General features: G+C 72.9%; 13 protein-coding genes. 9 read left to right on the forward strand and 4 right to left on the reverse strand.

From position 1 onward, the window contains the following. Positions 1-186 precede the first annotated feature (186 nt). Positions 187-888 (forward strand): TetR/AcrR family transcriptional regulator, encoded by a 702-nt coding sequence (locus ACFVIM_RS25930; RefSeq protein ID WP_384305788.1) that lies wholly within the window; start codon positions 187-189, stop codon positions 886-888. Between the two features lie 29 nt (positions 889-917). Here the strand turns inward: ACFVIM_RS25930 and ACFVIM_RS25935 are convergent, their stop codons facing one another. From ACFVIM_RS25935 to ACFVIM_RS25950, 4 genes are all read right to left on the reverse strand, one after another. Further along, complete coding sequence (locus tag ACFVIM_RS25935; RefSeq protein WP_384305792.1) at positions 918-1,244, reverse strand: DMT family transporter; 327 nt, start codon at positions 1,242-1,244, stop codon at positions 918-920. 587 nt (positions 1,245-1,831) lie between these two features. Then, positions 1,832-2,845: a ribosome small subunit-dependent GTPase A gene (rsgA, locus tag ACFVIM_RS25940; protein ID WP_384305794.1), complete on the reverse strand. Its 1,014-nt coding sequence runs from the start codon at positions 2,843-2,845 to the stop codon at positions 1,832-1,834. A 12-nt stretch (positions 2,846-2,857) separates the two neighbouring features. After that, positions 2,858-4,180, reverse strand: coding sequence for a 3-phosphoshikimate 1-carboxyvinyltransferase (gene aroA / locus ACFVIM_RS25945; RefSeq protein ID WP_384305797.1), 1,323 nt, complete (start codon positions 4,178-4,180; stop codon positions 2,858-2,860). 234 nt (positions 4,181-4,414) lie between these two features. After that, complete coding sequence (locus ACFVIM_RS25950; protein ID WP_384305799.1) at positions 4,415-5,233, reverse strand: M50 family metallopeptidase; 819 nt, start codon at positions 5,231-5,233, stop codon at positions 4,415-4,417. A 49-nt stretch (positions 5,234-5,282) separates the two neighbouring features. On the opposite strand from ACFVIM_RS25950, the gene ACFVIM_RS25955 reads away from it, so the two are divergent. The 8 genes from ACFVIM_RS25955 to def all read left to right on the forward strand — a co-directional run bounded on the left by ACFVIM_RS25955 (position 5,283) and on the right by def (position 13,118). Further along, positions 5,283-6,098: an SOS response-associated peptidase gene (locus ACFVIM_RS25955; RefSeq protein ID WP_384305802.1), complete on the forward strand. Its 816-nt coding sequence runs from the start codon at positions 5,283-5,285 to the stop codon at positions 6,096-6,098. A 137-nt stretch (positions 6,099-6,235) separates the two neighbouring features. Next, complete coding sequence (locus ACFVIM_RS25960) at positions 6,236-6,871, forward strand: alpha/beta family hydrolase (RefSeq protein ID WP_384305804.1); 636 nt, start codon at positions 6,236-6,238, stop codon at positions 6,869-6,871. A gap of 257 nt (positions 6,872-7,128) precedes the next feature. Continuing rightward, complete coding sequence (locus ACFVIM_RS25965) at positions 7,129-7,824, forward strand: sigma-70 family RNA polymerase sigma factor (protein ID WP_384305807.1); 696 nt, start codon at positions 7,129-7,131, stop codon at positions 7,822-7,824. Further along, on the forward strand, positions 7,821-8,102 hold the full coding sequence (rsrA, locus tag ACFVIM_RS25970; RefSeq protein ID WP_384305809.1) for a mycothiol system anti-sigma-R factor: 282 nt from the start codon (positions 7,821-7,823) through the stop codon (positions 8,100-8,102). The genes ACFVIM_RS25965 and rsrA overlap by 4 nt, the downstream gene beginning before the upstream one ends. Positions 8,103-8,332: 230 nt before the next feature. Beyond that, on the forward strand, positions 8,333-9,742 hold the full coding sequence (locus tag ACFVIM_RS25975; protein WP_384305812.1) for an HD-GYP domain-containing protein: 1,410 nt from the start codon (positions 8,333-8,335) through the stop codon (positions 9,740-9,742). Positions 9,743-9,948: 206 nt separating this feature from the next. Further along, positions 9,949-11,169, forward strand: a complete 1,221-nt coding sequence (locus ACFVIM_RS25980; protein ID WP_384305814.1) for an HD-GYP domain-containing protein — start codon at positions 9,949-9,951, stop codon at positions 11,167-11,169. Positions 11,170-11,351: 182 nt separating this feature from the next. Then, positions 11,352-12,356 carry a tetratricopeptide repeat protein gene (locus ACFVIM_RS25985; protein ID WP_384305817.1) on the forward strand — a complete coding sequence of 335 codons (1,005 nt, stop codon included), beginning with the start codon at positions 11,352-11,354 and terminating at the stop codon, positions 12,354-12,356. A gap of 108 nt (positions 12,357-12,464) precedes the next feature. Continuing rightward, the gene (def, locus tag ACFVIM_RS25990) at positions 12,465-13,118 is read left to right on the forward strand and encodes a peptide deformylase (RefSeq protein ID WP_384305820.1); all 654 of its coding nucleotides are present in this window, start codon (positions 12,465-12,467) and stop codon (positions 13,116-13,118) included. Positions 13,119-13,165 lie beyond the last annotated feature (47 nt).

The following is a 13,165-nucleotide window of genomic DNA, read 5'->3' on the forward strand; positions in this document are numbered from 1 at the left end:
GTGGTAGTCGGACATGGTCATCATGCTAGCCCGGGAGCCTCCGGGGCCCCGGAGGCTCCCGGGCGTGGGTGAAGGGGTTGTCATGACCCTTGACAGTTGAAAGGAGCCCGTCAACCCTGTGCGCCATGCCGTGCGGAAGGGTGGGCGTCCGGATCCGGGAGCCGTGCGGCGCCTGGGGAGGCGAGGATGGCCACGGCCCGCGAGTCCCTGCTGAACGCCGCTCTGCTGGCACTGGACGAACTGCCGTGGTCCGCCGTGCGGATGGTGGATGTCGCGGCGGCGGCCGGCCTCTCCCGGCAGACGCTCTACAACGAGTTCGGCAGCAAGGACGGGCTGGCCCGAGCCCTGCTCTGGCGTGAGGCCGACCGTTATCTCCACGGGGTCGACCGGCTGCTCGGGGAGCGGGACGGCGTGGTGGATCCCCTGGCGGCGGTCGCCGAGTGGACCGTGCGGCAGGCCCGGGACCGGCCCCTGCTGCGGGCGTTGCTCACCGGCTGCTGGGGGGAGCGGATGCCCAGGCCCAAGCCGGGCCGTCGCGGTGCGGCGCCGACCCTGACCCTGGCGCAACGCCGTGTGGACGCCGGACTTCCGGTGCCGGGGGAGGTGGTGGCGCTGGTCCGGGACCGTTCGCTGGCGGTGCTGGCGCGGCAGGAGGAGGGGGGCGCGGAGTACTCCGGGGAGGACGCCGGGACGCTCGCCGCCCGATGTGAGCTGGCGGTGCGGCTGGCGCTCTCCTATGTGATCGCCCCCGTGCAACCGGGACATCCGGGTCCGCCCTGGTCAGCCGCCCCGGTGGGCGGTGTGCCTGCCCCGGCGGGAGGCGCCGAGGGGGAGGTGGCGGGGGAAGGGCGCTGGGAGGATGGCGGGGCGCCGGGGCGGGTGGGGTGACATCGGCCCCGGGGGTGCGGCGGTGGGTGTCAGTGGCCGCTTGAGCCCGAGAGCTGGAGCCCGATGACGCCGACGATGACCAGGGTGATGGAGACGATCTTGAGGGTGGAGACCAGATCGTCGAGGAAGACCATCCCGTAGATGGCGGTACCGGCGGCACCGATGCCGGTCCAGACCGCGTAGGCCGGCCCCACATCGAGCTTCTTCAGGGCCAGGGTCAGCAGTCCGAAACTGCCGAGGGCGAAGGCGGCGAAGGCGATCGTCGGCCAGAGCCGGGTAAAGCCATGGGAGAGCTTGAGACAGACGGCGAACCCGGTCTCCAGGATTCCCGCGACCACCACGAGCAGCCAGGCCATGGCGAGTGCCTCCCCATCAGTCGGTGACCGCTTCGTCAGACTTGATGTGATTATGCCCCTGTCGATATCCGAAGACCGCAACCGTGGGTGGATGGTTGCCTGCGCGTCGTCGGACGATCGTTTTTCGGCCTGGGCGGCTCCGCCGGTCCTGGTGGACCGCCGGGGACGAGCCGGTCCGGGGAACCACGGGAGTCCCGGAGCCGCCGGGCGGGGCGATGGTGCTGGAGCCGGTGGCCCTGGCTTGGCTACCCGGCTTCGGCTGGTTCACTCATCCCCTCACGTATCACATGCGTCACGGCGGGCTGGGGCGATCGGGGCCGACCGGGGGTACGGGGGAGGGCCACCGGCCGGTCCGCTGTCCGCGGGAGCCGACGGCCCTGGCTCTGAACAGCGGTGTCGGGCCGTGGGGGGCGGGCGCCGAGGCGGTGGTGACCGAGGCCGGGCCGAGAGGGCACACCGGCGGGGTCCGGCCCGGGAGTTCCCCGGCCATGACCGCGGACTGTCCGAAACAGGGCGAGGAGATGGCGGAGGCGCCCGTCGCCGGGGGCGGCCCCGTACCGTACGGGCCCGCCGCCGCCCGGTTCGGGTCAGTCGCCCTCGCGGCGCTCGCGGGTGGAGAGCAGCCGGCGCAGGGAGACCAGGCGCGCCGGGTCGGCATGGCCGTCGGCGACCCACGCGTCCAGGGCGCAGTCCGGTTCGTCATGGCTACAGGCCCGTGGGCAGTCCACCGTGCCCGGTTCCAGATCGGGGAAGGCGTGGATCACCCGGGAGGGGTCGACATGGTTCAGTCCGAAGGAGCGCACACCGGGGGTGTCGATCACCCAGCCGCCGCCGTCATCGGCCAGCGGCAGCGCGAGCGCGGACGTGGTGGTGTGGCGGCCCCGGCCGGTCACCGCGTTGACCTGGCCGGTCGACCGTCGCCGCTCCTCCGGTACCAGCGCGTTGACCAGGGTGGTCTTACCGACACCCGAGTGGCCGACGAAGGCGGTGGTGCGCCCGGTGAGGTGCTCGCGCACCCGCTCGGCGGCCAGGCCGTCCACGAACTCGTCGCGGGTGGTCACCACATAGGGGACGCCGAGCGCCCCGTACATCTCCAGCAGTTCGTCCGGTGGCGCGAGGTCGGACTTGGTGAGGACGAGGAGGGGGGTGAGTCCGCCGTCGTATGCGGCGACCAGACAGCGGTCGATCAGCCGGGGGCGCGGCTCGGGGTCGGCGAGCGCGGTGACGATGGCGAGCTGGTCGGCGTTGGCGACGACGACCCGCTCGAACGGATCGTCGTCGTCCGCCGTGCGGCGCAGTACCGAGGACCGCTCCTGGATGCGGACGATCCGCGCCAGGGTGTCCTTGGCGCCGGAGAGATCGCCGACCAGGGAGACCCGGTCACCGACGACGGCGGCCTTGCGGCCCAGCTCCCGCGCCTTCATCGCGACGATGACGCGGTCCTCGACGAGACAGGTCAGCCGCCCCCGGTCGACGGTGAGGACCATGCCCTCGGAGGCGTCCTCGTGCTTGGGGCGGATATTGGTCCGCGGCCGGTTGCCCTTGCGGTTGGGGCGGACGCGGACATCGTCCTCGTCGGGGTTCTTGCCGTAACGCCGCATGTCAGTTCCTGTTCAGCTTTCCGCTCCCAGCATGCTGGTCCACATCCGGGGGAAGTCGGGAAGCGTCTTCGCCGTCGTCGCCACGTTCTCGATCTCGACGCCCTTGACGGCGAGTCCGATGATCGATCCGGCGGTGGCCATCCGGTGGTCGTCATAGGTGTGGAAGACCCCGCCGTGCAGCGGGCGCGGACGGATGTGGAGCCCGTCCGCGGTCTCGGTGACATCGCCGCCGAGCTCGTTGATCTCCTTGGTGAGCGCGGCCAGCCGGTCGGTCTCGTGGAGCCGCAGATGGGCGACGCCGCGCAGGGTGGAGGGGGAGTCGGCGAGCGCCGCGACGGCGGCGATGCCGGGGGTCAGCTCGCCCACCTCGCCGAGGTCGGCGTCGATGCCGTGGATCCGGCCGCTGCCGGTGAGGGTCAGCCCCGCCTCCGTCAGCTCACAGCGGCCGCCCATCTCGGTGAAGATCCGCCGCAGGGCGTCGCCGGGCTGGGTGGTGCGCTCGGGCCAGTCGGGGATGGTGATCCGCCCGCCGGTGATCAGGGCGGCGGCCAGGAAGGGCTGGGCGTTGGAGAGGTCGGGCTCGACGGTGATGTCCCGGCCGAGCACGGCGGAGGGGGAGACCCGCCAGACATTGGGCTCGCCGCCGGTCTCCGGCTCGTCGACCTGGGCGCCGACGGCGCGCAGCATGTCCACGGTCATCCGGATGTGCGGCATCGACGGCAGTCGCCGGCCCACGTGCCGCACCTCGACCCCCTGGTTGAAGCGGGGCGCGGAGAGCAGCAGCGCGGAGACGAACTGGGAGGAGGACGAGGCGTCGATCTCGACCGGACCGCCGTCCAGGGCGCCGCCGCCGTGGACGGTCATCGGCAGCGCGCCCCGTCCGTCGTCGTCGATCCGGGCGCCGAGGGCGCGCAGGGCGTCGATGACTCCGTGCAGCGGACGCTCGTACGAGCGGGGGTCGCCGTCGAAGCGGATGACGCCGTCGGCGAGCGCGGCGACGGGCGGGAGGAAGCGCATCACGGTGCCCGCGTTGCCGACGTCGACCGTCGCGGGGCCGTGCAGCCCGGCCGGGATGACCCGCCAGGTCTCGCCCTCGCCGTCGGGACCGACACCCTCCTCGATGCCGACGCCGAGCGCGCGCAGGGCCTCGGCCATCAGCAGGGTGTCGCGGGAGCGCAGCGGGCGGCGCAGCCAGCCCGGGTCGGCGGCGAGGGAGGCCAGCACCAGGGCGCGGTTGGTGACCGACTTCGAACCGGGCACGGTCACCGTCGCTTCGACGGCTCCGGTCGCGTACGGGGCGGGCCAGAGGGCAGGGTGCGCGGAGGTTTCGGTCATGGTCTTTACCTTAGTGGCTCGTCCGGAGGCCGGATCTTGATCAAATATGTCGAAACCGGGGCGTAATCATGGAGTGGTACGGACGGTGCCGTCCGGCGGCGGGAGCGTGTCCGGCGCCGGGCCCCGGCGCCCGTACCGGAGGCTCCCCGCGCCCGGACGGTCCCTCCGTACCGCGTCCGCCCTCCCTGCCGCCCCCTGGGTACGGGTTTCCCGTGCGGTCCCCGTCGCCGCGGCTCAGAGACCGAGCAGCCAGCGTCCGCCGCCGATCAGGGAGGTCAGCGCGACGGCGTGGAAGAGCAGCAGCCAGAGGGCGGGCGGGGCATGGGTGAGGCGGGCGAGCTGGTCGGCGTCGGAGTCGGGGGCCCCGCCGCCCCGGCGCTTGGACTGGAGCTCGAAGACCGGACGGACCCCGCCCAGCAGCAGGAACCAGACGGCGGCGTAGGCGAAGGCGGCCTGGACCTCGGCCGGGGCCTGCCAGGAGACCAGCAGGAAGGCGGCGCTGGTCAGGAGCACGGTCAGGGCGCCGTAGGCATTGCGGATCATGATCAGCAGCGCCAGCAGCAGCCCGGTCGCCACCCAGAGGAGGAGGGTGATCCGCCCCCCGGCCAGCAGCCAGGCGCCGCCGAGGCCGAGCAGCGGTGGCGCGGTGTAGCCCGCGGCGGCGGTGAGCACCATGCCGGGGCCGGTCGGCCGGCCCCGGCTGACGGTGAGGCCACTGGTGTCCGAGTGGAGCCGGATCCCCTCCAGCGTGCGCCCGGTGAGCAGGGCCACCAGACCGTGGCCGCCCTCGTGGGCGATGGTGACGGCGGTGCGCGAGAGCCGCCACAGCGGCCGGGGCAGCACGGCCAGCAGTGCCAGCGCGGCCGTCGCGAGCACCAGCCAGCGCTCGGGGGCGGACTGGGTGCCGGAGAGCCGTTCCCAGAGGTCGGTGGCGGAGGAGTCGAGGAGACCCGTCGCGAGCCGCTCCGGGAACGCGGAGTCCGGGCCCGCCGCGGCCGCGTCGGGGGCTATGTCGGTGTTTATCGGGCTCGGCCCGGTGCTCGTCGGACGCATTTCTGGGGCGGCTCCCTGGAGGGCGGACGGAAGTGGCAGTGTGGCACTCATGTGTGGCAGGTATGCGGCGAGCCGCCGACCCGAGGACCTGGTGAGCCTGTTCGGAGTGGAGCGGTGGGAGCCGGAGGAGACCCTGGCCCCCGACTGGAACGTGGCCCCCACCAAGGAGGTCCACGCGATCCTCGAACGTCCTCTGAAAGACGCGGACAGTCCCCGTCCGGTTCGGCAGCTGCGCAGGCTGAGATGGGGTCTGGTGCCGTCCTGGGCCAGCTCGCCCGATGGCGCGGCCCGGATGATCAACGCCCGGGCGGAGACGGTCCACGAGAAGCCGTCCTTCCGGAGCCCCTTCGCCTCGCGCCGGTGCATCGTGCCCGCCGACGGCTACTACGAGTGGGTCACCGGAGTGGGTGAGCGCGAACTGGAGGAGCAGGGCAAGCGCAAGCGCCCGCGCAAGCAGCCGTACTTCGTCACCCCCGCCGACGGCTCGGTCTTCGCCATGGCCGGGCTCTACGAGTTCTGGCGCGACCGCACCCTCCCCGACGACCACCCCCGCTCCTGGTGGGTGACGTGCACGGTGATCACCACCGAGGCGGAGCGGGGACCGCTCGGGGTCGCCCCCGTCGAGGGCCCCCAGACCCTCGCCGACATCCACCCCCGGATGCCGCTGATGCTCACCCCCGACCGCTGGGACGCGTGGCTGGACCCCACCCGCACCCATGTCGATGAGCTGAGGGCGCTGCTGGAACCCCCGCCGGAGGGGCTGATGCGGGCGTACGCGGTCGGCACGGCCGTCAGCAACGTACGCAACAACGGTCCGGAACTGCTGACGGAGCTGGCGGCGCCGGAGGAGGGCACGCTCTTCTGAGCCCGTGAGCCCGTGAGCCCGTGAGCCCGTGAGCGCCTGGGCGTCTGGGCGTCTGGGTCCGTGAGCCCTTGGGCCCTTGGGCCCGCAGTCGGTGTCCCCGCCTCCGTACCGTGCTCACGGAGGGCAGGATGTGGCCCATGAGTGACAGCGAGGCCATCGAGACGGACGCGGGAACCGCGCGGGTGCACTGGTACCGCGCCCGGGAACCGAGGCGGGTCCTGGCCCTCGGCCATGGCGCCGGGGGTGGCGTCGGCGCCCGCGACCTGGCCGGCATCGCCGAGGAGTTGCCCGCCGACGGGGTGACCGTCGCCCTGGTGGAGCAGCCCTGGCGGGTGGCGGGCAAGAAGGTCGCCCCCGCCCCCGCGACCCTGGACACCGGCTGGCGCGGTGTCTGGCCCGCGCTGAGCGCCGACGGGCTGCCGGTGGTGGCGGGCGGGCGCAGCGCGGGTGCCCGGGTCGCCTGCCGCACCGCGCGGGAGCTGGGCGCCGCCGCCGTCCTCGCCCTGAGCTTCCCGCTCCATCCGCCCGGCCGCCCCGAGCGCTCCCGCGCCGGGGAACTGCTGGGAGCGGGCGTGCCCACCCTCGTCGTCCAGGGCGCCAACGACCCGTTCGGCCGCCCCGGGGAGTTCCCCGACGGCCCGTACGCGATGGCGGTGGTCCCCTTCGGTGATCATGGCTTCGCGGTCCCCAAGCGCTCCGGTATCACCGAGAGTGAGACCGTGACGACGATCACACGCGCGGTACGGGACTGGCTGGCGGCCCTGGGGGAATGACGGGCCCTCCGGCTCTGTTGAGGCGGATGTCAGGGTGTCAGCACCAGAGCTTGGAGTAGGGAGTCCCGCGCATGGGTCCGACCATCTGCCCCCGCCGTACCGACGCCGCTGACCTGGAGTGGTCGGTGCTGACGGCGGCCAAGACGGCACCGGTCCGAGCGCGTCGCGGCGGCGACCGACAGGAGCCAGTGGCCGGTGGTCGACTATTCTCCGATTCGAGCGGGTCCGCTTTCGGTCCCGTCATAGCGTTGGAGGAGGTGGGTCCGGTCACTGGGACCGACGCAGGGACCGACGACGGCCAGGCGGCACAGGGTCAGGGACGGGAAGAGCGGCGGACCGAGTCCGTGGAGACGCCCGCCGAGCGCAACGCGCGCTTCGAGCGGGACGCCCTGGGCTACCTGGACCAGATGTACTCCGCGGCGCTGCGCATGACGCGCAACCCGGCGGACGCCGAGGACCTCGTGCAGGAGACCTACGCCAAGGCGTACGGCTCCTTCCACCAGTTCCGTGAGGGCACCAACCTCAAGGCCTGGCTCTATCGGATCCTCACCAACACCTTCATCAACTCCTACCGCAAGAAGCAGCGTGAACCCCAGCGCAGCGCCGCCGAGGAGATCGAGGACTGGCAGCTCGCCCGCGCCGAGTCGCATATGTCGACCGGACTGCGCTCGGCCGAGTCCCAGGCGCTGGACCATCTGCCGGACTCCGATGTGAAGGCCGCGCTCCAGGCCATCCCCGAGGAGTTCCGCATCGCCGTCTATCTCGCCGATGTCGAGGGCTTTGCGTACAAGGAGATCGCGGACATCATGGGTACACCCATCGGGACGGTGATGTCCCGCCTGCACCGTGGCCGTCGGCAACTGCGCGGCATGCTGGAGGACTACGCCCGCGAGCGCGGACTGGTCCCGGCCGGTGCGGGGGAGTCGAACGAAGCGAAAGGCTCGGGCTCATGAGCTGCGAAGAGCCGCACGAGACGGACTGCTCGGAGGTGCTCGACCACCTCTATGAGTTTCTCGACCGCGAGATGCCCGACAGTGACTGCACCAAGTTCGAGGTGCACTTCGAGGAGTGCTCCCCCTGCCTGGAGAAGTACGGCCTGGAGCAGGCCGTGAAGCAGTTGGTGAAGCGGTGCTGTGGGCATGACGATGTGCCGACGGATCTGCGGGCCAAGGTGATGGGGCGGATCGATGTGATCCGGTCCGGCAGCTCGGTGCCGGAAGAGCGGCTGTAGTTCTCTGGTGGTCGTCCCCCAGGCCATGGGCCTGGGGGTTTTCCATGTGGTCTGAGGGCGGGCCGGCGCCATGCCCCCGGTGGAACGGCCCGCCCGCGCCGGGCTCGTAGACGGCCCGGGGAGGGGGTGGCAAGGGGAGTCACCCGTCTGTGCGAACACCCGGCTTCTCAGGGGACCCTCCCGTTTCAACTCGCTAGCGTTTCGGGCGAGATGAGAAGGGGGCGGGTGCAGTGAGGTCCGTACCTGCGACGGCACGTGTGTACATCCTCTGCGCCACGACCGGTGGTGTGCTCTGCGCGCTGCCCGTCCCGCGCGGTCAGGTACCGGTGCACTGGAGCGCGCTGGCCCTGCTGGCCACGCTCTACGCACTCTGTGAGCTCCCCGCGCGCTGCCGTCACTTCGGCGCGCTGGTCCCGGTCAGCTCGGGTTCCTTCTTCCCGGTGCTGCTCGCGGCCGCGTTTCTGCTGCCGCCGCCGGTCGCGACCCTCGTCGCCGTCCCCGGCGCGCTGCTCGGCCGGGTCGACCGCCGCCCGTCCGGCGTACGGAGGGTCTGGCGCGCCGCCCAGGTCGCCCTCGCCACCTGGAGCGCGGCCCATGCCTTCGTCGTTCTCGGCGGAGGGCGCGCGCTGGAGCGGCCCGGGACGCCGGACTTCCCGTACGCCCTGGTGCCCGCCGCGGCCGGGGCGCTCGTGTTCTGTCTCGCGATGACGGTGCTGGAGGCGGGCATCCTCGCCACCGCCGAGCGGCTCCCGCTGCGGATCGCCTGGCGCGGGCTGATGCTGCGCTCGCTGGTGCCGCACCTGGTACACGGGCTCGCCGGGCTGATGATGGCGGTGCTGTGGCGCAGCCCGTACGGGCCGGTCTCGGCGCTCTTCGTGCTGCTGCCGATGTACATCTCGTGCTGGCTCTTCGCCCAGTACCACCGTGAGCGCTCCGCCCATCAGGCGACCATCCGGGCCCTGGTGCAGGCGGTCGACCTCAAGGACCGCTACACCCGGGGCCACAGTGAGCGCGTCGGGCGGGCGTCGGTGCTGATCGGGCGCGAGCTGCGGATGCCGGAGGAGCGGCTGGAGGTGATCCGGTTCGCCGGGATCCTCCATGACGTCGGCAAGCTCGGGGTTCCCACCCGGGTGCTGCGCAAGGACGGCCCGCTCACCCCGGACGAGCGGCGGGTGATCCAGCTCCACCCCGAGTACGGGCATGAGATCGTGCGCGGCATCGGCTTCCTCGGCGAGGCGCGGTCCGCGATCCTCCACCATCACGAGCGGATGGACGGCAGCGGCTATCCGCATGGTCTGGTGGGCGCGGAGATCCCCGAGTTCGCCCGGGTGGTGGCGGTGGCGGACGCCTTCGACGCCATGACCTCGACCCGTTCCTACTCCCGGGCCCGGCCGGTCGCCGTCGCGCTGGCGGAGCTGGAGCGGTGCGCGGGCACCCAGTTCGATCCCCGGATGGTCGCGGCGCTGGCACGGGCGCTGGAGCAGCACGGCTGGGAGGCGGAGGTGACCTCCGACGCGTCGGCGACACCGGTGCCGGAGCCCGCGCCCGGCCCCCGTGGGGACGGTCGTACGGCCCCGCCCCAGCTGGTGCGGGTGGCCGCGCACGGCAGGGCCGAAGGCGCGCAGGGCGGCCGAGGGTGAGCCGGGCGGGCGGTCCGGACCCGGGCCCCGTCCCGGGCCGCGCGTCGTGCCCCGTCTCCGGTACCGGCCCCGCCCCAGGCCCCGGCCCGGATCCAGTCCCGGGCCCGCTCGCCGCCCCCGGCGTCGCCGCGCTGGCGCCCCGGCCCCGCCGCTGGCCGCCACCCCAGAGCCCGAGCCCCCGGGGCCTGCGTACCCCCGGCGCGCTGGTGCTGGTGCTGGCCCACTCCGCCGCCGCGTTCCTCGCGGTCGCCGGTACCGTCCGGGTCCTGGGCTGGGGGCTCCACGAGCCCGGGAACGCCCTCGCCTTCGGGGCGCTCATCGCCGTCGGGGAGCTGGCCCGCTGGCGCGCGGCGCCGGGAGAACGCGAGCCCGCGCCCGTCGGAGCGGCCGGAGCACTGGCGTACGCCCTCCTTGGCGAGTGCGGGGGGCAACCGACCAGTCACGGTGCGCTCCATGTGGTGATGGTCGTCTCGGTGGCCACGCTCGCCGGTGCGCTGCCCCATCTCTCCCGGGGCCCGGGGCCCGTCCTCGATCATGTGGTGCGCCGGGTGCTGACGGCGGGATTCGCCGCCGTGTGCTTCCAGCCGCTCTACGCCTCGGGCGGCCTCGACCACCTCCATCCCGGCGCCGGGTACGCGCTCTTCCTGCTGCTGCTGCTGATCCTTATCGCGCTCTGTGACGCCGTGCTCGGCGCGGTGCTCCTGTGGGCCCGCACCGGTTATCCGTACGGTCCGCTGCTGCGGGAGGAGCTGCGGGCGATGGCGGGAATCGGGTCGGCGGTGTGCGCCACGGGGACCGTGATCGCGCTGGCGGTGGCCGCCGCGGGGCTCTGGGCGCTGCCGGTCTTCTCCGTACCGCTGCTGCTCACCCAGCTCTCGTTCCGGCGGTACGAAGGGGTACGGGCCACCTATCGGCAGACCATCGCCTCCCTGGCCCGTGCCACCGACATCGCTGGTTACACGCCCTCGGGCCATGCCCAGCGGGTCGCGGCGCTCAGTACCGCCGTCGGCCGGGAGATGGGGCTGACCCGGGCCGAGCTGACCGTGCTGGAGTACGCGGCGCTCATGCACGACATCGGACAGCTCTCGCTGGTCGATCCGGTCCCGGCGGGCGCCACCGCCCTGCTGCCGCTGGCCGAACAGCGCCGGATCGCCCTGCTCGGCGGGGCGGTGGTCCGGCAGACCGGGGTCCCGCCGACCGTCGCCGTCGTGGTGGAGCGCCAGGCCGATCCCTACCGGGAGCAACCGCTGCCGGCCCGGATCGTCCGTACCGCCAACGCCTATGACGATCTCGCCGGGGGCGGGTGTACGGGGGCCGGTGCCGGGGCACTCGAACGGCTGCGGAGGGCTACCGGCCGGGACTTCCAGCCCGAGGTGGTGGAGTGCCTGGCCCGGGTCCTGGCCCGGGGCGGCCCGCCGTCGGGGTGAGCCCCCGGAAGCGTCTGCTCCAGGTCTCTCCCGGGTAACCCATGGGTAATGAGCCAGCTCCCGACCCGGCATGGTTGGATGCGAAAGAGGAGAGAGAACCAACGTCAAGCAGACACACCCCACGGTGTCGAGTGGACAGCACGTCCGGGGGAAGTGACCCGAGCGACCGGCAGGCGGGAATCGTGAGGATCTTCGGGAAGGTACGGCATCGGCCCTCCGCCTCGTGGCGGCAGGCCACCGACCGCGCGTTCACGCTGATCGGCGACGGTCGGTACGAGGACGCGGGAGCCCTGCTGACACGGGCGGCGGACCTGGAGCCCTGGCTCTCGGAGTCCTGGTTCAATCTGGCGCTGCTGCACAAGTTCCGCCATGACTGGGAGCAGGCCAGGGCCGCGGGACTGCGCGCGGTGGCGCTGCTCGACAAGGAGACCGGCGCTCCCGACTGGTGGAACGTGGGGATCGCCGCCACCGCGCTCCAGGACTGGCCGCTGGCCCGCCGCGCCTGGCAGGCGTACGGACTGAAGGTCCCCGGGCTCTCCGGCCGGACCACCGCCCCCGGGGGGCACGGCCCGGCCGGAGAGTTCGGCATGGACCTCGGCAGCGCCGCCGTACGGCTCTCCCCGGAGGGGGAGGCCGAGGTGGTGTGGGGGCGCAGGCTCGACCCGGCCAGGATCGAGGTGCTGTCGATCCCGCTGCCCTCCTCCGGCCGCCGCTGGGGCGAGGTGGTCCTGCACGACGGAGTGCCCAACGGGGAGCGCACCACCTCCGCCGGGCCCGCCTACCCCGTCTTCGACGAGATCGAGCTGTGGGCGCCCTCCCCGGTGCCGACCTGGGTGGTGCTGCTGGAGGCCGCCACCGAGGCCGACCGGGACGCGCTGGAGCAGCTCGCCTCCGACGCCGGGTTCGCCGCCGAGGACTGGTCGTCGTCGGTACGGCTGCTCTGCCGGGCCTGCTCGGAGAGCCGGATGCCCAGCGCCGAGGGCGAGGGCGAGCATCTGGACCCGCATGACCACAGCGAGCCGGGCCATCCCGGGCCGCTCGGCCACCGCAGGGCCGGGGAGCTGTGGTCCCCCGAGCGTGAGTGCGGGATCGCCGCCCCGCCCGCGCTGGTCCGGGGGCTGCTGGACGGCTGGGTCGCCGACAGCCCGGACAGCCGTGAGTGGCGCGATCTCGAAGAGGTCTGCTGACATCAGCCCGTAGGCTGTACGGACCAGGGGACCTCCGCGTCACCGGGCCGGGAGGTGGACCACCCCCGGCCACCGAGGATCGAGCACCGAGGAAGGCGTACGGCAGACATGGCGTCGCAGCAGGATGTGGACCAGCAGGTCAGTGGGGGTCTCCCCGTCGACGACGAGGGGTTCGTCATCGACACGGAGGACTGTGAGGCGCGTGAGCTGGCGTACCGCGAGCGCGGCACCTCCCGTCCGATCACGGTCGTCGGCAACCCGGTGCTCCACCATGAGTGCCAGGACGTGACCGCGTTCGACGAGGAGCTGGCGAGGCTGGTCGACGACATGTTCGCCAGCCAGCGCACGGCCGAGGGCGTGGGCCTCGCCGCCAACCAGATCGGCGTCGACCGCAAGATCTTCGTCTACGACTGCCCGGACGACGACGGCATCCGCCATGTCGGCTATGTCATCAACCCGGCCCTGGACGAGCTGGACCCCCAGGAGCGTGTCCTGGACGAGGCCAACGAGGGCTGTCTCTCCGTCCCCACCGCCTACATCCCCCTGGCCCGCCCCGACTACGCGGTGGTGCGCGGACAGGATCTGCACGGCAACCCGATCGTGGTCCGCGGCAGCGGCTACTTCGCCCGCTGCCTCCAGCACGAGACGGACCATGTGTACGGGCGGCTCTACATCGACCGCCTCTCCAAGCGCGACCGCAAGGACGCCCTGCGGCAGATGGCCGAGGGCACCCCGCGCTACCCGGTCGTCGCCAACGACTGACCGGTGCCGCTGATACGGGTGGGGCCCGGCCGCCGACTGGCGGCCGG

The sequence above is a fragment of the Streptomyces sp. NPDC057638 genome, from assembly GCF_042800315.1.
GTDB lineage: Bacteria > Actinomycetota > Actinomycetes > Streptomycetales > Streptomycetaceae > Streptomyces.